Source organism: Jatrophihabitans sp., assembly GCF_036000465.1.
Lineage (GTDB): Bacteria > Actinomycetota > Actinomycetes > Mycobacteriales > Jatrophihabitantaceae > Jatrophihabitans.
Map to the genome: position 1 here is coordinate 42,078 of NZ_DASYFV010000029.1, position 18,832 is coordinate 60,909.

At 72.7% G+C, this 18,832-nt stretch carries 17 protein-coding genes; 2 read left to right on the forward strand and 15 right to left on the reverse strand.

Features of this window, described 5'->3' with window-relative positions; translation table 11 throughout:
• Positions 1–13: 13 nt before the first annotated feature.
• The 4 genes from proB to rplU form a co-directional block, all read right to left on the reverse strand.
• On the reverse strand, positions 14–1,105 hold the full coding sequence (gene proB, locus VGN18_RS09545; protein WP_327539442.1) for a glutamate 5-kinase: 1,092 nt from the start codon (positions 1,103–1,105) through the stop codon (positions 14–16).
• Positions 1,105–2,550, reverse strand: coding sequence for a GTPase ObgE (obgE, locus tag VGN18_RS09550; protein WP_327539443.1), 1,446 nt, complete (start codon positions 2,548–2,550; stop codon positions 1,105–1,107). The genes proB and obgE overlap by 1 nt, the downstream gene beginning before the upstream one ends.
• 119 nt (positions 2,551–2,669) lie before the next feature.
• Positions 2,670–2,927 carry a 50S ribosomal protein L27 gene (gene rpmA / locus VGN18_RS09555; protein WP_327539444.1) on the reverse strand — a complete coding sequence of 86 codons (258 nt, stop codon included), beginning with the start codon at positions 2,925–2,927 and terminating at the stop codon, positions 2,670–2,672.
• Positions 2,928–2,940: 13 nt separating this feature from the next.
• Positions 2,941–3,255: a 50S ribosomal protein L21 gene (rplU, locus tag VGN18_RS09560; protein WP_327539445.1), complete on the reverse strand. Its 315-nt coding sequence runs from the start codon at positions 3,253–3,255 to the stop codon at positions 2,941–2,943.
• A gap of 193 nt (positions 3,256–3,448) precedes the next feature.
• Here rplU and VGN18_RS09565 point away from each other — a divergent pair, with 193 nt between their 5' ends.
• A complete protein-coding gene (locus VGN18_RS09565) occupies positions 3,449–3,904 on the forward strand; it encodes a GNAT family N-acetyltransferase (RefSeq protein WP_327539446.1) in 456 nt (151 codons plus the stop codon).
• Here VGN18_RS09565 and VGN18_RS09570 read toward each other — a convergent pair.
• The 4 genes from VGN18_RS09570 to VGN18_RS09585 all read right to left on the reverse strand — a co-directional run bounded on the left by VGN18_RS09570 (position 3,894) and on the right by VGN18_RS09585 (position 10,179).
• Positions 3,894–6,836, reverse strand: coding sequence for an Rne/Rng family ribonuclease (locus VGN18_RS09570; protein WP_327539447.1), 2,943 nt, complete (start codon positions 6,834–6,836; stop codon positions 3,894–3,896). The genes VGN18_RS09565 and VGN18_RS09570 overlap by 11 nt on opposite strands.
• Before the next feature lie 160 nt (positions 6,837–6,996).
• Positions 6,997–7,761 (reverse strand): TIGR03936 family radical SAM-associated protein, encoded by a 765-nt coding sequence (locus VGN18_RS09575; protein ID WP_327539448.1) that lies wholly within the window; start codon positions 7,759–7,761, stop codon positions 6,997–6,999.
• Between the two features lie 34 nt (positions 7,762–7,795).
• Complete coding sequence (locus VGN18_RS09580) at positions 7,796–8,230, reverse strand: GNAT family N-acetyltransferase (RefSeq protein ID WP_327539449.1); 435 nt, start codon at positions 8,228–8,230, stop codon at positions 7,796–7,798.
• A complete protein-coding gene (locus tag VGN18_RS09585) occupies positions 8,230–10,179 on the reverse strand; it encodes a TIGR03960 family B12-binding radical SAM protein (RefSeq protein WP_327539450.1) in 1,950 nt (649 codons plus the stop codon). Before VGN18_RS09585 ends, VGN18_RS09580 begins: the two co-directional genes overlap by 1 nt.
• Positions 10,180–10,380: 201 nt before the next feature.
• Between VGN18_RS09585 and VGN18_RS09590 the strand changes: the two genes are divergently transcribed.
• The gene (locus VGN18_RS09590; RefSeq protein WP_327539451.1) at positions 10,381–11,301 is read left to right on the forward strand and encodes an EamA family transporter; all 921 of its coding nucleotides are present in this window, start codon (positions 10,381–10,383) and stop codon (positions 11,299–11,301) included.
• Here the strand turns inward: VGN18_RS09590 and VGN18_RS09595 are convergent.
• From VGN18_RS09595 to ndk, 7 genes are all read right to left on the reverse strand, one after another.
• Positions 11,261–12,307 (reverse strand): LacI family DNA-binding transcriptional regulator, encoded by a 1,047-nt coding sequence (locus VGN18_RS09595; protein WP_327539452.1) that lies wholly within the window; start codon positions 12,305–12,307, stop codon positions 11,261–11,263. The genes VGN18_RS09590 and VGN18_RS09595 overlap by 41 nt on opposite strands.
• Before the next feature lie 135 nt (positions 12,308–12,442).
• A complete protein-coding gene (rodA, locus tag VGN18_RS09600) occupies positions 12,443–13,621 on the reverse strand; it encodes a rod shape-determining protein RodA (protein WP_327539453.1) in 1,179 nt (392 codons plus the stop codon).
• Positions 13,618–15,723 (reverse strand): penicillin-binding transpeptidase domain-containing protein, encoded by a 2,106-nt coding sequence (locus VGN18_RS09605; protein ID WP_327539454.1) that lies wholly within the window; start codon positions 15,721–15,723, stop codon positions 13,618–13,620. The genes rodA and VGN18_RS09605 overlap by 4 nt, the downstream gene beginning before the upstream one ends.
• Entirely contained in the window at positions 15,716–16,246 is a 531-nt protein-coding gene (locus VGN18_RS09610) for a hypothetical protein (RefSeq protein ID WP_327539455.1), read from the reverse strand. Before VGN18_RS09610 ends, VGN18_RS09605 begins: the two co-directional genes overlap by 8 nt.
• Positions 16,243–17,094: a rod shape-determining protein MreC gene (gene mreC, locus VGN18_RS09615; protein WP_327539456.1), complete on the reverse strand. Its 852-nt coding sequence runs from the start codon at positions 17,092–17,094 to the stop codon at positions 16,243–16,245. Before mreC ends, VGN18_RS09610 begins: the two co-directional genes overlap by 4 nt.
• A 9-nt stretch (positions 17,095–17,103) precedes the next feature.
• A complete protein-coding gene (locus VGN18_RS09620; protein WP_327539514.1) occupies positions 17,104–18,153 on the reverse strand; it encodes a rod shape-determining protein in 1,050 nt (349 codons plus the stop codon).
• Between the two features lie 168 nt (positions 18,154–18,321).
• A complete protein-coding gene (ndk, locus tag VGN18_RS09625; RefSeq protein ID WP_327539457.1) occupies positions 18,322–18,750 on the reverse strand; it encodes a nucleoside-diphosphate kinase in 429 nt (142 codons plus the stop codon).
• Positions 18,751–18,832 lie beyond the last annotated feature (82 nt).

An 18,832-nucleotide genomic window follows, 5' to 3' on the forward strand; every position in this document is an offset into this window, starting at 1 on the left:
GTAGTCTCCCGGTCTAGAGCAGGACGAGGTCGTCACGATGCACTATCTCGCGCCGGAACTCGGCCGGGAGGTCCCGGGTCTTTCGACCCAGTAGCGGTGGCAGGTCCGAGGCGTCGTACCCGACGAGGCCGCGGGCCAGCACGACGCCGTCGGGGCCGACGAGTTCGACCGGGTCGCCCGCGTCGAAGTCGCCGTCCAACCCGGTGATGCCCGCGGGCAGCAGCGAGGCGCGACGCGTGACCACGGCGGTGACCGCGCCGGCGTCGAGCACGAGCCGGCCGCGCGGCGAGGTGGCGTGCCGCAGCCAGAACAGCCGCGACGCCATCCTCTCGCCGGCCGGGTGGAAGTAGGTGCCGGCCTTGCCGAGCAGGGCCTCGCCGATGCGGGCCGAGGCCGCGAGCATGACCGGGATGCCCTCGCCGGTGGCGATCGTCGCGGCGTCGATCTTCGTCGTCATGCCGCCGGAGCCGACGTGGCTCCCCGAGCGACTGACGTCGACGCCGGCGAGCTCGGCGACCGTCACGACCTCGGGGATGTAGGTGGAGCCCGGCCGCCCCGGCTTGCCGGTGTAGAGGCCGTCGACGTCGGTGAGCAGCACGAGCGCGTCGGCGTGCACGACGTGGGCGACGAGCGCGGCCAGCCGGTCGTTGTCGCCGAAGCGGATCTCGTGCGTGGCCACGGTGTCGTTCTCGTTGACGATCGGGATGACCCCGAAGGCCAGCAGGCGTTCGAGGGTCCGCTCGGCGTTGCGGTAGTGCCCGCGCCGGTGCAGGTCATCGGCGGTGAGCAGCACCTGCCCGACCTGCAGGTCGTAGCGGGCGAACGAGACCGCGTAGCGCTCGGCCAGCAGCAGCTGGCCCACGCTCGCCGCTGCCTGCTGTGTCGCCAGGTCACGCGGGCGGGTCGACAGCCCCAACGGGCCGATGCCCGCGGCGATCGCGCCGGAGGACACGAGCACGACCTGCCGGCCGGCCGCCGCCCGCGTGGCGATGGCGTCGACGATCGCGTCGAGGCGGTGCGGGTCGAGCTGACCGTCGGCCGTGAGCGACGACGAACCGACCTTGACGACGGTCCGCCGCGCGCCGGCGATCAGCTCTCTGGCCATCAGTCGGTCTCGTCGTCCCATTCGCCGGACGACTGCTTGCGGGCCTTCTTGGCCGCGAGCCGCTCGTGCGCCCGGGTGCGGGTGGGGGCGTCGACGCGCAGGTCGGTGCCGCGGCGCGAGGGCAGGTAGTCGCTCTCGTCCACGCCGGCGGTGGGTTCGAAGTCGAACATGACCGGACCGATCGTGACCGACGCGCCGCGTTCGGCGCCGAGCCGGATGAGCTCGCGCTCGACCCCGAGGCGGGCGAGCCGGTCGGCGAGGTAGCCGACGGCCTCGTCGTTGTCGAAGGCGGTCTGCCGGATCCAGCGCTCGGGCTTCTCGCCGCGGACGATGAACGCGCCCGGCTCGGCCGGATCGGGCTCGACGGTGAAGCCGGCGTCGTCGACCGCCTTGGGGTGCAGGACGATGCGGGGCGACTCGGGGACGGCCCGGGCGGCGCGATCCGCCTCGACCGCCTGGGCGAGCGCGAACGTCAGGTTGCGCAGGCCGGCGTGCGAGACGGCGGAGATCTCGAAGACGCGGTAGCCGCGGGCCTCGAGGTCGGGCCGGACGAGATCGGCCAGCTCGCGCGCCTCGGGGACGTCGACCTTGTTCAGCGCGACGAGGCGCGGCTTGGCCAGCAGCTCGCCGAAGGTGCCCTCGTACTGGCCCAGCTCGTGCTCGAGGGCGTCGAGGTCCGACAGCGGGTCGCGGCCGGGTTCGAGCGTTGCGCAGTCGAGCACGTGCAACAGCACCGCGCACCGCTCGACGTGTCGCAGGAAGTCCAGCCCCAGGCCCTTACCCGCCGCGGCACCGGGGATGAGGCCGGGGACGTCGGCGACGGTGAAGGTGGTGTCACCCGCGCTGACCACACCCAGGTTCGGCACCAGCGTCGTGAACGGGTAGTCGGCGATCTTCGGCCGGGCGGCCGAGATGGCGGCGACGAGCGAGGACTTGCCCGCGCTCGGGAAGCCGACCAGGCCGACGTCGGCGACGCTCTTGAGTTCGAGCACGAGCTCGCGGGCCTCGCCCGGCTCCCCGAGAAGGGCGAAGCCCGGGGCCTTGCGCTTCGTCGAGGCGAGCGCGGCGTTGCCCAGCCCGCCTCGGCCGCCCTGTGCCGCGACGAGGGTCGCGCCGGCCCCGGTGAGGTCGGCCAGCACGTCACCGTTCTCGTCGAGCACGACCGTGCCGTCGGGCACCCGCAGCTCGAGATCGCCGCCCTCGGCGCCGTTGCGGTGGCTGCCCGCGCCCTGTGCGCCGTTGCCGGCCTTCTGGTGCGGGTGGTGGTGGAAGTCGAGCAGCGTGTGCACGTTGGTGTCGACGACGAGGATGACGTCGCCGCCGCGACCACCGTTCCCGCCGTCCGGTCCGCCCAGCGGCTTGAACTTCTCGCGGTGGATGGAGGCGACCCCGTGGCCGCCGTTACCGGCGGTGAGGTGCAGGACGACGCGGTCGATGAAGTTCACGTCCGGCTCCTCTCGATAGGGGTGGTGGGCGGGTCGGAACAGAAGAAGGGCGGCACCCGGTTGCCCGGGGCCGCCCTGTCTCGAGTGGTGCTTGGGGTCGAGTGGTGCTGGGAGGGCCCTCAGACCCCGGCCGGCACGATGTTCACGGTCTTGCGGCCGCGCGACTGGCCGAACTGCACGGCCCCGGCTTCGAGGGCGAAGAGCGTGTCGTCCTTGCCGCGGCCGACGCCGGCGCCCGGGTGGAACTTGGTGCCGCGCTGCCGGATCAGGATCTCGCCGGCCTTGACGACCTGGCCGCCGTAGCGCTTGACGCCGAGGTACTGGGCGTTCGAATCGCGACCGTTGCGGGAGCTGGATGCACCCTTCTTGTGTGCCATGTCGAGTCTCCCTCTACTTCTGGCCGCTGACGGCGGTGATCTTGAGCTGCGTCAGCTTCTGACGGTGGCCCTGCCGCTTGTGGTAGCCGGTCTTGTTCTTGTACTTGTGGATCCGGATCTTCGGACCCTTGGTCTGGGCGACCACCTCGGCGGTGACGTTGACCTTGGACAGCTTGTCGGCCTCGTGGGTGACGGCGTCGCCGTCCACCAGCAGGATCGCTGCGAGAGCGACCTCGGCGCCGGGCGCCGCGTCGAGCTTCTCGACCTCGATCACATCGCCCTCGGCGACCTTGTACTGCTTGCCGCCGGTCTTGACGATGGCGTACATCGCGGGATCCACTCCTCGGCTTGCTGGAAACTCTTGTCGGTCCGGGCTCTCGTCGATCCCGGACGTGGTCGGCGTCCCGGAGAACCGGAGGCCCGCCTTACGCACGATTGGCCCACCACCAGGTGGGCCGTCGTCCAGATTACGTCACCGCACACGGCCGAGGCAAAACGCCCCCCGCCGCTAGTCTCCGCCCGTGCCCTTCGACGTCCGCGCCGATCACTGGGACTCCCCCGCGGCCACCGTGCTGCGCACGGCCCAGCAGGCCGAGATCCGCGGCATCTACGGCCAGGACACCGAGCCCGGAGTCACGCCGTCGGCCGAGGACATCGACCTGTTCCTGGTCGCCTGGGACGCCGCCCGGGCGGTGGGCTGCGGCGGCCTGCGCCGGCTCGACGCGACAACGGGTGAGATCAAGCGCATGTACGTCGTGCCGTCGGCCCGCGGGTCGGGCGTGGCCGACGCGGTGCTGGCGGCCCTGGAGGACGCCGCCCGCGGCTTCGGCTGGGCCCACCTGCGGCTGGAGACCGGCGACCGGCTCGACGCCGCGCAAGCGTTCTACCGGCGCGCCGGGTACCGCCCGATCGAGAACTTCGGGCCGTACGCCGGCGAGCCGGTGTCGCGCTGCTTCGAACGCGACCTCAGCCGCTGACGGGCGGGCCGGCCGGACGGCTGGCCGCGCGGCGCCGGCGGCGCCCGCCCGGGGCCGACCCGTTCGGCGACGGCGGCTCGGACTCGCTCTGCGCCGGGGTGTCGTCGATCGCCGGGGCGGGCGCCTCGGTCTTGGCCACCGACTCCATCGCCGCGGCGGTGGGGTCGGTCGGCTCGTCGTCGACCTTCTCCTGCGTCGCGTCGTCGGAGTCGTCGACGGCCGGCCGGGCCGACGCCGCCTCGGCGTCCATGGCCGCGACGACGAGGCCGGTGGCCAGCTTGTCGACGGCCGACGCGTCCTCGGCGTGCTCCTTGGCCAGGGCTTCCTTCTCCAGCGCGGCGGCCCGGTGGATCGCGGCGATGGCCGCGTTGGCGGCCTGCCGCTGCTCCGGGGTCGCCGGCGGCTCGACCGGGACCTCGACCGGCTCGGTCGCGGCGCTGCGGGCGCCCCGCTTGCGGCGGGTCTTCGGCCGGTCCTCGGTGTCGTCGCCCGGCACGCCGGGCTGATCGACCGGCTCGGTGTGGATGACGACGCCGCGTCCGCGGCAGTGCTCGCACGGCTCGCTGAACGCCTCGAGCAGGCCCTCTCCGACCCGCTTGCGGGTCATCTGGACGAGCCCGAGGGAGGTGACCTCGGCGACCTGGTGCTTGGTGCGGTCGCGGCCGAGGCACTCGGTCAGGCGACGCAGCACGAGGTCGCGGTTCGACTCGAGCACCATGTCGATGAAGTCGATGACGACGATGCCGCCGACATCGCGCAGCCGCAGCTGGCGCACGATCTCCTCGGCCGCCTCGAGGTTGTTCCGGGTGACCGTCTGCTCGAGGTTGCCGCCCGAGCCGACGAACTTGCCGGTGTTCACGTCGATGACCGTCATGGCCTCGGTGCGGTCGATGACGAGCGAGCCGCCCGAGGGCAGCCAGACCTTGCGGTCGAGTGCCTTCATGAGCTGCTCGTCGACCCGCAGGTCGTGGAACAGGTCGGTGTCCTTGGTGTGCCGCGAGGCCCGCTCGGCGAGGTCGGGGGCCACGCCGCCGAGGTACTCCGAGATGGTGTCCCAGGCACCGTCGCCCTGGACGACCATCGACTGGAAGTCCTCGTTGAAGACGTCGCGGACGACCCGGATCGCGAGATCGGGCTCGCCGTGCACGAGCGTGGGCGCCGACTTCGTCTGGGTGGACTTGGCCTGGATGGCCTCCCACTGCGACTTCAACCGCTCGACGTCGCGGGTGAGGTCCTCCTCGCTCGCCCCCTCGGCCGCGGTGCGCACGATGACGCCGGCCTCGTCGGGGACGATCTTCTTCAGGATCGCCTTCAGGCGGTGCCGCTCGGTGTCGGGCAGGCGCCGGCTGATGCCGGTCATGCCGCCGCCGGGCACGTAGACGAGGAAGCGGCCGGGCAGCGACACCTGGCTGGTGAGCCGGGCGCCCTTGTGGCCGATCGGGTCCTTGGTGACCTGGACGAGCACGCTGTCGCCGGACTTCAGCGCCTGCTCGATCGCGCGGGACTTGCCCTCGAGGCCGGCGGCGTCCCAGTTGACCTCGCCGGCGTAGAGCACGCCGTTACGGCCCTTGCCGATGTCGATGAACGCGGCCTCCATCGAGGGCAGCACGTTCTGCACGCGACCGAGGTAGACGTTGCCGACGTAGGACGTGGCGCTGGCCCGGGTGACGTAGTGCTCGACGAGGACATCGTCCTCGAGCACCGCGATCTGGGTGCGGTCGCCGCTCTGGCGCACGGCCATGACGCGGTCGACGGCCTCGCGGCGGGCCAGGAACTCGGCCTCGGTGAGGATCGGGGCACGGCGGCGGGTGGTCTCGCGGCCGTCGCGGCGGCGCTGGCGCTTCGCCTCGAGGCGGGTCGAACCCTTGACCCCGCGGACGCCGTCGCCACTCTCGCCGCCGGAGTCGCGGGAGTTGTCCTTGCGCTGGTTCTGGTTGCGCTCGCGAACGTGGGTGACGGTGTTGGGCGGGTTGTCGCCGGAATCGTCGTCGGAGTCGGCCGCGCCGGAGCGGCGGCGCCGACGGCGGCGGCGGGTGCCGGCGGCGGTCGTCTCCTCGGAGTCGTCCGAGGCCTCGGTGGTCTCGTCGGCCTCGTCGGACTCGGTCACGCTCTCGGCGTCGTCCGAGTCCGGCGTCTCGTCGTCGGTGTCGTCCTCGGCGTCCTCGCCGTTGCGGGCCGAGCCGCCGCCGCGACCGCGACGGCCCCGACGCCGGCGACGGCGGGCGCCGCTGGCCTGCTCGATCGCGGCCTCGCGGACGTCCTCGGGCTCGGCGGTCTGGTCCTCGGCGTCCTCGGCCGTGGTGATGTCGGTCTCGCCCGGCTCCGGCTCGGCCGAATCGGCCTCGGCCTCGACGGGGGCAGCCGTCTTCTTGGCGACCCGGCGGCGGCGCGGCGTGGTCGGCTCCGACGCGTCGGGGGCCATGAACAGCACGCTCGGGGCGGCCATGCCGGCCGGTGCCGTGGCCGTGCTCTCGACCGAGTCGGGCGTCGGGGCCTCGGCTGCGGCCTTCTTGCTGACCCGCTTGCGCGCGGTCTTCTTGGCCGGCGCGGCGGCCTCGGCCGCCGGCTCCGCCGGCGCCGGTTGCGCAGCCGCCGGCGTGGCGGTCTTGGCGGCGATCTTGCGGACGCGCTTGGCCGGGGCCTTCGCCGCGGGCGCGGCCGCGACCTGGTCGCCGGCTTCGGGCGCGGCCACCTCGGTCTCGACCGGGGCGGAGGCCTTGGCCGCCGCCTTGCGCGGGGCGCGCTTGCGAGGGGCAGGGGCCGCGGCCGCTGGCTCGCCGGACGCTGCGTCAGCGGCGGGCTCGGCGACCGGCGGTGGGCCGGCCTTGGCCGCCGCCTTGCGCGGAGCGCGCTTGCGGGCCTTCGGTGCCGGACTCTCGCTCGCGTCGTCGGACGGGGTGGACGTGGTGTCGGTGGGGTCGGAATCGAGCATGTGCTCGGGTCACTCCATTTCGGCCTCCGGGCGCGCCCACCAGGAGGTGGACCGCGACCGCGCAGAGGCGGTTGTGGCGGGTCCCGTTCCGGCGGGTGCCGGGCGGGTCCGCGAAGTCTGCTCGGGCCGAGGGGGATCGACCCGGATCACTGCGGTCGTGCTACGACGTCGCCGTTGCGTGTTGTCGATCGGGGGCCAGTGGGTCCCCGATCGCACCGTCGGGGTCGACCGGACCCTGCGCCAGGCGGACCGCTACAGGCGGACCGGCCGGGGCGAGACCGGCGACTTCGCGCAGTGCAGCAACGATGTCGTCGGGTCGGACGGTAGGGGTGACCTGCCGAACGACCAGGTCCAGTATCGCACGAGTGCCCGCGGCAGCGTCGTCGGCCGCGCCGGAGGCGATCATGCGCAGCACCGGCGCGCGGGCGTCGAGGGTGCGCCGGCCGTCCTTCGTCAGGCGGAACACCGGGATCTCGTCGCGGGCCAGGAACGCCGTCACGGCGAGCGCCGCGGCCTCGGCGTCGATCCCCGGCAACTCGATGCGCCAGGCCGAGGCCTGCATCCGCTCGGCCAGCGAACCCGGGCCGGCCTCGACCGCCTCGTCGATGTCGATGCCGTCGGGCAGCACGGCGTCCAGGGCCTCGCGGAGCGCGGCCGGATCGACCGCGCGGGCGAGCCCGATCTCGAGGTACTCGGCCTCACTGGCCACCCCGGTCGGGGCGGCCCCGACGTAGCTGATCTTGGGGTGCGGCGAGAAGCCCGCGGAGTAAGCCATCGGCACCTCGGCGCGGCGCAGCGCCCGCTCGAACGCCCGGGCGAAGTCGCGGTGCGAGGTGAAGCGCAGCCGCCCGCGCTTGGCGTAGCGGAGCCGGATCCGCTGCACCACCGGTGGCGGGGGCGGGCCTTCAGGAACACGTCGTGCCATGCCCCCAGTCTCCCCCATGCCGCGGCGTCACCGATCAGGTGAGGGGCAGGACGAGCAGGCCGTCGGCGGCGCCGAACCCGGCGCGGCGGTAGAGCGGGATCGATCGCTCGGACGGGGCGAGGACGAGTCGGACGTAGTCGCGGGCGCGGGCCTCGGCGATCACGGCGTCGAGCAGCGCCCGCCCGAGGCCGCGATCGCGCTGCTCCGCGAGCACGAACACGTTGCCGACGTAGCCCCAGCACCCGGCCGGGCGGCCCGGGCGGGGCATGCGGCGGTACTCGGCCAGCGTCAGCATGCCGGCGGGTTCGCCGTCGACCTCGGCCAGCCAGATCGCGCGACGGCCGGCCTCGGCGTCCCACCACCGGGCGAACTCGGCCTCGAACTCCGGGTCCGCGACCTCGTCGGTCCAGGCCGCGCGCAACCGGGCCAGCGCGGGCACGTCGTCCGGGCCGGCGCGCCGGATCGGCATCAGGCCTTCGGGGCGGCCGGGGCGGCCATCGGCAGCAGCGCGCGGCCGGGCACCGGCGCGAGCGTGCCGCCGGTCGGGCCGATCTGGATGTCGGTGCCGAGGTTGGAGCAGACGCCGCAGTCGAAGCACGGGGTCCAGCGGCAGTCGTCCTGCTCGAACTCGCTCAGCGCGTCCTGCCAGTCGTCCCACAGCCACTGCTTGTCCAGGCCCGAGTCGAGGTGGTCCCAGGGCAGCACCTCGTCGCCGTCGCGCTCGCGGGTCGTGTACCAGTTCACGTCGATCCCGACGGCCTCGGCCGACGCCATCCAGCGGGCGAAGGAGAAGTGCTCGGACCAGCCGTCGAAACGGCCGCCCTCGCGCCACACCTTCTCGATGACCGCGCCCACGCGGCGGTCGCCCCGCGACAGCAGGCCTTCGACCATCGACGGCTCGCCGTCGTGGTAGCGCATGCCGACGTTTCGGCCGAGCGACTTGTTGGCGTTGATCGCGGCCCGCAGCTTGCGCAGCCGCTCGTCGATCACCTCGGGCGAGGCCTGCGCGGCCCACTGGAACGGCGTGTGCGGCTTGGGCACGAACCCGCCGATCGAGACGGTGCAGCGGATGTCCTTGTGACCCGCGGTCTCGCGGCCGGCCCGGATGACGTCGTGCGCCATCTCGGCGATCTCGAGGACGTCGTCGTCGGTCTCGGTCGGCAGGCCGCACATGAAGTACAGCTTCACCTGGCGCCAGCCCTGCCCGTACGCCGCGCAGACGGTGCGGATCAGGTCGTCCTTGCTGACCATCTTGTTGATGACCCGGCGCAGCCGCTCGCTGCCGCCCTCGGGCGCGAAGGTCAGGCCCGAGCGCCGGCCGTTGCGGGAGAACTCGTTGGCGAGGTCGATGTTGAACGCGTCGACGCGGGTCGAGGGCAGCGACAGGCTGACCTTGTCGTCCTCGTAGCGGTCGGCGAGCTGCTTGGCCAGCGGGCCGATCTCGGAGTGGTCGGCGCTCGAGAGCGACAGCAGCCCGACCTCCTCGAAGCCGGTCGCGGCCAGGCCGTTGGCGACCATCTCGCCGATGCCTTTCAGGCTGCGCTCGCGCACCGGACGGGTGATCATGCCGGCCTGGCAGAAGCGGCAGCCGCGGGTGCAGCCGCGGAAGATCTCGACGCTCATCCGCTCGTGCACCGTCTCGGCCAGGGGTACGAGCGGTGTCTTCGGGTAGGGCCACTCGTCGAGGTTCATGACGGTGTGCTTGCTGACCCGCTCCGGCACGCCGGCGCGATTCGGCCGCACGGCCTCGATGCGGCCGTCCTCGAGATACGTCACGTCGTAGAAGCGGGGCACGTAGATGCCGCCGGTCGCGGCCAGGCGCAGCAGCACCTCGTCGCGCCCGCCGGGGCAGTTCTGCGCCTTCCAGTCGCGGACGACGTCGGTGATGGTGCCGACGGCCTGCTCGCCGTCGCCGAGCACGGCGACGTCGATGAAGTCGGCGATCGGCTCCGGGTTGAACGCAGCGTGCCCGCCGGCGACCACGATCGGGTGCGATTCGTCCCGATCCGCTGCGGTCAAAGGGATTCCGGCGAGGTCGAGCGCGGTGAGCATGTTGGTGTAGCCGAGCTCGGTGGAGAAGGACATGCCGAGCAGGTCGAACGCGCCGACCGGGCGGTGGGCGTCGACGGTGAACTGGCTGATGCCGTGCTCGCGCAGCAGGGCCTCGAGGTCGGGCCAGACGCTGTAGGTGCGTTCGGCGAGGGCGTCGTCGCGCTCGTTGAGGACCTCGTACAGGATCTGGACGCCCTGGTTGGGCAGGCCGACCTCGTAGGCGTCGGGGTACATCAGCGCCCAGTGGACCGCGACGTCGTCCCATTCCTTGGTGCGCGCGTTGAGCTCACCGCCGACGTACTGGATCGGCTTGGCGACCCGCGGCAGCAGCGGTTCGAGCAGGGGGAACAGCGACGGGACAGGCACGCCTACCGAGTGTACGGACGTATTCGGCTGCAGCGATCCGCTCCGCCGGGGGGCTTGCCCGGGCGGTAGAGCCACTCGCCGAAGAACGGCGTCGGATCCTGGTGGTCGCGGGCCTCGGCGCCGGTCGCCGTGGTGACGAGGTCGCTCGAGACGGGCTGCGTGCTGCGCCACCGCGATGTGGCGTGCTGCCACGCTGCGGGCGTGATCCGGACCACTGGCAGTATCGCGACAGTGAGTTCGCGCGAGCCGACACCCAGCCGGGCCGACGCCGTGCCCCCGGAGATCCTCCTGCTCGCCGCGGTGAGTTCGGTGCAGTTCGGCTCCGCGTTCGCCGACAAGATCTTCGATCGCGCGGGGCCGGGGGGTACGGCGTTCCTGCGCGTCCTGTTCACCGCCGTCGTGCTGCTCGCGATCGCCCGTCCGAGCCTGCGCGGCCGGACCCGGCGCGAGATCGGGACGGTCGTCGCGTACGGGCTCACGCTCGCCGCCATGAACTGGGCCTTCTACGAGGCGCTGCACCGGCTACCGCTCGGCGTTGCGGTGACCATCGAGTTCACCGGCCCGCTGGCCGTCGCGATCGCCGGGTCGCGCAAGGTGGTCGACGTGATCTGGGTGGCGCTCGCCGGCGGCGGCGTCGTGCTGCTCGCGCTGCGCGGGGGTGAGTCCGGCGTGCATCTCGTCGGGGTGCTGCTGGCGCTGGTGGCGGCCTCGCTCTGGGCGCTCTACATCGTGCTGACGAAGCGGGTGGGGGCGTCGTTCGGCGCGATCGAGGCCCTCGCGATCGGCATGGCCGTCGGCTCGTTCCTGGTGCTGCCCGCCGGCGTCGTCGAGGGCGGCTCGTCACTGCTGCTGCCGGGCGTGCTCGCCGGCTGCCTCGGCGTCGCGGTGATGTCGTCGCTCGTGCCGTACACCCTCGAGCTCATCGCGCTGCGCCGGCTGACCACCGCGGTGTTCGGCCTGCTCATGAGTCTGGAACCGGCGGTCGCGGCCCTCGCCGGGGTGATCGTGCTGGGGCAGTCGCTGACCGCCGTGCTCACGGTCGCGATCGTGATGGTCGTGGTCGCGAGTGTCGGCGCCACGGTCACCGGGCGGGCACGCCCCGACCGCCCCTTGGACGCCTGACCCCGCGTCGCGTCACCGGCGGTGGAGGGATCTCGCCCGAACCGCGCACCACGAGCGTCGTCGGCAGGGTGACCATCTCGGCCGGCCCGGTGCGCCGGTCGATGCGGGTGAGCAGCAGCTCGCTCGCGCGCTCCCCCATGCCGACGACGTCCTGGCGGACCACGGTGACGGGCGGATCGAGCAGGTCGGCGAGCGGGAAGTCGTCGAATCCGACGAGCGCGACCTGATCGAGCAGCCCGAGGCGGCGCAGCGCCGTCACCGCGCCGACCGTGATGCTGTTCTGCGCGGTGAACAGCGCGCTCGGCGGATCGGCCAGAGCCATGAGCTCGGTGACCGCGCGCTCGGCGAGGGTCGCGTCGCCGAGGTCGGGGAGGACGAGGCGCTCGTCCGGGCCGCCGGTGGGCTGCAGCGCGTCGCGGAAGCCGCACGCCCGCTGCGCGGCGGTCCAGAGCACGGCGCGGTCGGTGAGGCACGCGATGCGCCGGTGTCCCTGCGCGAGGAGGTGTTCGGCCGCCGCCCGGGCCCCGCCGAGGTTGTCGCACACGACGGTGTCGACCTCGACGCCGTGCACCGGACGGTCGACCGCCACCACCTGCAGGCCGGCCCGGATCTCAGCGGCGAGGTAGGACTGGTCGCGAACCGCGGCCATGATGACGAGACCGTCGACCCGGCGTGAGACGAGATCGAGGGCCAGCTGCGGCTCGCGCTCGACATCGTCGTCGACGCTGGCCGACAGGACGGCGATGCGCCGGGCCCGGGCCCGGTCGCCGATGGTGCGCAACAGCTGGGCCGAGAAGGCGTTGCCGAGGTCGTGCAGCAACACCCCGATGCTCGACGTGCGCACGCCGCGGCGCAGGTTGCTGGCCGCGAGGTTGTGCCGGTAGTCGAGCTCGGCCGCGGCCCGGTGCACCCGCGCCACGAGATCGGGCGAGACCCCGGGTTCGCCGTTCACGACCCGCGAGACGCTCTTGAAACTCACGCCGGCGCGGGCCGCGACGTCGCGCATGGTGGCCCGTCGCGCCGGGCTCACCCGGGACCTCGGGTCTTGGCGTCGCTCACGAAGCCCTCCGTCCGGAGGCCGACAAGGTTGTCAGACTGCCACCCCGCCGCCGGTGCGCCAACCCCTGCGGTCGCGGAGGGCTCAGCCCGCCGACCGTCGGCGTACCGACTGCAGCAGGCCGATCGCGAGCCCCTGCGCGAACATCGACGACCCGCCGTAGGACACGAACGGCAGCGGCACGCCGGTCACCGGCGTGAGCCCGAGGTTCATGCCGATGTTCTGGAACGCCTGGAAGGCGAACCAGCAGACGACGCCGACCGCGACCAGCCGGCCGGCGTCGTCGGCGTCTCGGGCGATGCGCAGGCCGCGCCAGCACAGCAGCGCGCACAGCGCGACGATGCAGCTGCCGCCGAGCAGGCCGAACTCCTCCCCCGCCACGGAGAACACGAAGTCGGTCTGCTGCTCGGGCACGAAGCCGCCGTTGGTCTGCGGCCCGTGGAACAGCCCGGTGCCGAACAGGCCGCCGTCGGCGATGGCGATGTGCGCCTGGGTCACGTTGTAGGCCGCGCCCTGCACATCCCGGTTCGGGTGGGTGAACGAGGTGAAGCGGGCGAGCTGGTAGTCCTGCAGCACGCCGGCCTTCACCGCGATCACCGCGACCAGCACGCCGAGCACGATCAGCCCGATCGTCCAGCGGGCCCGGACGTTGGCGGTGATGAGCACGCCGAACGCCGCGCTCGCGAGCACCATCGCCGACCCGAGGTCGGGCTGCAGCATGATCAACCCGAACGGCACCGCCACCAGCCCGATCACGAGGAGCACGTCGCCGGTGGTCGGCGGCGATCCGTCGTCACGCCGGGCGGCGCGCTGGGTGAACAGCACCGCCATACCGACGATCAGGCCCAGCTTCATGAACTCCGACGGCTGCAGCTCGACACTGCTGCTGAGCCGGATCCACGCGTGCGCGCCGTTGATCGTCGAGCCGGCCACGAATACGAGCAGCAACCCGCCGAGGCTGGCGAGGTAGACAATCGGGCCGAACAGCCGCAGCAGGCGGGCGTCGAGCCGCGACGCCGCCACCATGAGCCCGGCAGCGATCACCAGATTGATCAGGTGGCGGTAGAGGAACGCCTGCGGGTTGCCGCCGATCACGATCTGCTGGTCGCGGGTCGCGGCCCACACCAGCACCGCGCCGATCAGGGAGAGCGCGAGCGCGGTCGCGTTGAGGACGTGGTCCTGGCCCTGCGCCCGGCGGTCGAGCGAGAGCACCGGGGGGTTCAGCGCGAACGGGACGCGCGGATCGCGCGCGGCGTAGGTCATCGCTTCGTCACCGTGCTCACCTGCGGCGCGATCGTCGGCAGCGTCGTGTCGGGACGGATCCCGGGCAGCAGCGGCTTGCCGTCGACGCCGAACAGTGCGTCCCAGATGCGCTTGAGCATCGGGCCGGCCGCGGTCGCGCCGGTGCCGCCCTGCTCGATCATGCCGACCATGACGAAGTGGGCGCGGGTGTTCCCCTTGGCGTCCTTGAAGGTCGGCCCCCACGTCGCGAGCCAGGACGTGTCCTGCTGGCCGTAGACCTCGGCCGTGCCCGTCTTGCCGCCGATGCGGTTCTGGTACTTCGAGCCGAGGTAGGCGAAGGCGCCCGACACCGCCCAGCCGCGACTGAAGTCGAGCGACGTGGTGATGTAGTTCAACAGCGACTGGCTGACCGGGACCCGGTTGTGCACCTTGGGATCGATCGTTCGCACGACCTTGCCCTTGGCGTCGACCACGGCCCACCCGAGCGTGGGCTCGAAGATCTTGCCGCCGTTGACGAGGGCCGAGTACGCGAGCGCGAGCTGCAGGGGCGACATCGTCGTCTCGCCCTGGCCGATCGACATGTCGGCGTTGTCGCCCGCGCGGTAGCGCCAACCGTCGGTGCAGTTCTCCGAGGCGAGCTCGGTCAGGTAGGCCCGGTTGCTGCGGTTCCCGATCTCGGGGTACCCCCGCCGAGCGGCCTTGCAGTAGTCGCTCCGGTTGGCCTTCCAGCGCGCCATGCGCGTCTCGCGGTCGGCGAAGCTGCCGGTCGACTGCTCCCCCGCCGGCAGGTCGACACCGGGGCTGCGGCCGACGCCGTAGGCCGCCGCCATCCGCTGCAGGAACTCGTTCGCCTTCTTGCCCTTGGCGAGGCGGGCCTGGTCGGCGTAGTACTCGTCGGCCGTCGGCACGTAGAAGAACGTGTCGCACGAGTAGCCGAGCGCGTCGCGCAGGTTCACCGGCCCGAGCACCTCGGAGGCGTAGTTGGTCTTCACCCGTCCGTCGATCGAGACCGACCCCGGGCAGCCGTAGCGGTCGGTGGTGTTGATCTGCTTGTGCATCACCAGCGACGACGACGTGATCAGTTTGAACGTCGAACCCGGCGCGTACTCGCCGGCGATCGCGCGGTCGAGCAGCGGTACCCCGGCCGACGGGTCGGTCAGCGTGCGGTAGTCGGAGTTCGAGATGCCGCCGATGAACAGCGACGGCTTGTACGTCGGGTAGCTGGCCGAGGCGATGATGCGACCGGTGTTGGGGTCGATGACGACCACCGCGCCCGACGTCGCCTTCTTGCCCTTCTTGCGCGAGTCCTTGATCTGCTGGGCCAGCGACGACTCGGCCAGTTTCTGCACCCGGGCGTCGATGCTGGTGACGAGGGTGTCGCCCTGCTGGGCCGGGACGGAGGTGCCCGACCCGACTGTGTAGCCCTGCGGGTTGAGCTGCACGAGCTGCTTGCCGTCGACCCCGCGGAGCACCGAGTCGTACTGCTGTTCGAGCCCGCTCACCCCGATGGTGTCGGCGTCGACCAGGTTCGGGTTCGCCTTCTTGTCGGCCTCGGTGATCTCGCTGGTGTAGCCGAGCAGGTGGGCCGCGAGCGAGCCGCCCGGATAGGCCGGCACGGTGACGGTCTGCACCTCGACCCCGGGGAAGGCCTCGCGGTGCTCGCTGATCGCCAGCACCACGTTCATCGGCGCGTCCGTCATGACCGGTACCGGCGCGAAGGGCTCACCGGTCGAGCAGGGCGCGGGCACCGTGGGCGAGCACGGCGTGATCTCGCGGGCCAGCGTCGCCGGCGCGGTCTCGAGCAGTGCGCCCAGCTCCTTCAGCACGGCCGCGCCTCTGTCGGCCCGGCGCTGCAGCAGGTCGCGGTCGACCGTGACGATCCGCGTCGAGGTGTTGGCCACGAGCACGTTGCCCTGGCTGTCGACGATGAGCCCGCGCGGCGCCGGCACCACGATCACGCCGTCGTGGGTCAGGTGCGCGCTCTGGACGGGCTTGTTCGGATCGAGCAGCTGCACGTAGTAGAGCCGGGCGAACAGCGTCAGCATCATCGAGACGACGAGCGCGACGACGATGCCGAGGCGGCGCGGTGTCGGCGGCCGCCGGGAGCGCTCGAGGTCAACCATGACGTCCGCCGATGACCAGGTCGGTGAGCACCGGCCGCGGCGCCCGTAACGCCTCGGAGCGCAGCATGCGGCGCACGATCACGAGCAGGCCGAGGGCGAGCACGGTGTCGGCGACGGTGACCGGCACGAGGTCGCGCAGCGCGTCGGTCCAGACGGGGCCGGCGTTGACGAGGGCGAGCAGCAGGGTGGCGGCCGAGCCGGCCACACCGCACACGACGCCCGCGGTGAGTGCGTCATGGCGCAGGCGGTGCCGGTCGGCGGCGGCCCCGCAGACCAGCCCGACGCCGAGCCAGCACAGGGCGAGCACCCCGGCGGGGTGGCTCGTCCCGAGGTCGGCGACGAGCCCGGCGGCGAAGCCGAACGACATGCCGGTCGACGGGCCGTCGGTCAGGGCGATGGCGGCGACGAGGACGGCCGGCAGGCTGACCGCGAGCGGCGCGAGGACCGGCGCGACGAGGGTTGCCTGCAGCAACAGCACGGTGAGGATCGCGGCCATCGCGCCGACGAGCCGGAGCCGGGTCATCGTCCCGGCCGCAGTGGCGCCCGCCCGGCGACGGTGGCGCCGGGGTCGAGGATGACCGCGACGAGGTCGACGGCGGTCGGCGAGGTCGCCGGTCGCACCGACGCCCGCACCGTGCCGTCGGCGGAGGTGCGCACGGCCGTCACCGTGCCCACCGACAGCCCGGCGATGTAGCTCGAGGCGCCACTCGGGCCGCTCACCAGGCGGTCGCCCACCTCGATCCTCGCGGTCGGGCTCAGCGGCACGAAGAGGAACCCGCTCGGCCCGGCGCCGGAGGCGACCCCGATCTCGCCGGAGCGCACGTCGCGCACCCCGACCCCCGAGCCGGGATCGGCCGCGAGCAGGACGACCGAGCTGTCCGAGTCGGCCTGCAGCACCCGGCCGACGAGCCCCGCGCCGTCGGTCACCGTCTGCCCCGCCTGCACGCCGCCCCGGCTGCCGACGTCGAGGGTGACGGTCCAGTCGAAGCCCTGCCCGGGGCCGAGCGCGATCACGCGGGCCGGCAGCAGCGTGTGGTCGGAGCCGTCGGAGGCACGCTGCAGCCCGGCCAGCTGCGCCTCGGTGTGCCGGTCGGCGGCCTGCTTGGCGAGCTCGCCGTTCAGCCGGGCGACCTCACGGCGGAGCTGCTCGATCCGGGCCTGGTTCGTGCCGGCCGAGGGCACCCCCTCGAGCCAGCGCCGGGCCGGGCCGAGCAGGGCGTCGGTGCCGCGGTAGAGGCCGCCGAGCGTGCCGCGGACTCCGGTGTGCGCCTCCCGCAGGCTGCCGCCACCGAGATCGAGGGTGATGAAGCAGGCGGCGAGCACCGACAGGGCGATCGCCGACAGTCGCTGCCGCCGGGTCAGCTTCCGCATGGCGGCCGCTCAGCGTCGATGGCCGTCGACGACGACCTTCTGCAGTTGGTCGAAGTGCTCGACGACCGTGGCGGTGCCGAGCACGACCGAGTCGAGCGGGCGCTCCGCGACCGCGACCGGGATGCCGAGCTCGTGCTGGAGGCGGGTGTCGAGCCCGCGCAGCAGCGCGCCGCCGCCGGTGAGCACGATGCCGTGGCTGACGAGGTCGCCGGAGAGCTCGGGCGGGCAGCGGTCGAGGGTGGCGCGCACGGCCGCGATGACCCTGACCAGCGGCGGGTCCATCGCCTTGCGCAGCTCGTCGCCGGAGATCGCGACGTTGCGGGGCAGCCCGGTGCCGACGTCGCGTCCGCGGATCTCGGCCTTCTTCGGCCCGGAGGTCGGGAAGGCCGAGCCGACCGAGATCTTGAGTTCCTCAGCCGTCCGGTCGCCGATGAGCAGCGAGAACTCGGCCCGGACGTAGTCGACGATCGCGGTGTCGAGCGCATCGCCGGCGACCCGGACGCTGGTCGAGGCGACGATGCCGCCGAGGGCCAGGATCGCGACTTCGGTGGTACCGCCGCCGATGTCGACGACCATCGAGCCCGACGGCTGGTTCACCGGCAGGCCGGCCCCGATCGCGGCCGCCATCGGCTCCGAGATCGTGTGCACCCTGCGCGCGCCGGCCGCGTAGGCGGCCTCGCTGACCGCCCGCTGCTCGACGCTGGTGATGCCCGACGGCACGCACACGACGATGCGGGGGCCGGTGAACGCGCCCCGGCGGCGCAGCACCTTGCGCACGAAGTAGCGCAGCATCTCCGAGGTGATGTCGTAGTCGGCGATGACGCCGTCCTGCAGCGGGCGCACCGCGCGGATGTGGTCGGGCGTGCGGCCGATCATCCGCTTGGCCTCGGCGCCGACCGCGACCACGGAATTCGTCGACGTGTCCACGGCGACGACCGAGGGCTCGTTGAGCATGATGCCGCGGCCGCGCGCGTAGATCAGCGTGTTGGCCGTGCCCAGATCGATCGCGAGGTCACCGCCGAGGAGGTCACCGCCGCGCACCGAGACGCGCGAGACCATCGCCCGGCGCGACAGGTCCGCGCGGCGTGCGAGAGGCGTTGACGTCACGGCACAGACCCACTTCGGCGAGGAACACGACAGATGCGCTAAGCCGTGATCGTAGGGTCGATGTGAGGCCAAACCCCGCTGCGACGCGCGGTGCGGGTGTTACTGATGTGACTTAGCGCCTCACCGCTTCGGGAACCACAGGCCGATCTCGCGGGCGGCCGACTCCGGGGAGTCCGAGCCGTGCACGATGTTCTGCTGCACGGCGAGGCCCCAGTCGCGGCCGAGGTCGCCCCGGATCGTGCCCGGCAGTGCCGCGGTCGGATCGGTGGCGCCGGCCAGCGCGCGGAAGCCCTCGATGCAGCGGTGCCCCTCGATGACCATCGAGGTCACCGGGCCGGAGAGCATGAAGTCGACCAGCGGCTGGTAGAACGGCTTGCCCTCGTGCTCGGCGTAGTGCTGCGCGAGCAGCTCGGGGGTGGCCATCCGCAGCGCGAGGCCGACCAGCCGGTAGCCCTTCGCCTCGATGCGGCGGATGACCTCGCCGGTGAGACCGCGGGCGACGCCGTCGGGCTTGACGAGGACAAGGCTCTGTTCGATCGATTCGCTCACGCCTGGGAGCGTAGCCGTCCGCCCCTGCGCGGATCCTCATGCTGTCACGGTGCGCGGGCACCGTGCGAGCATGAAGATCCGT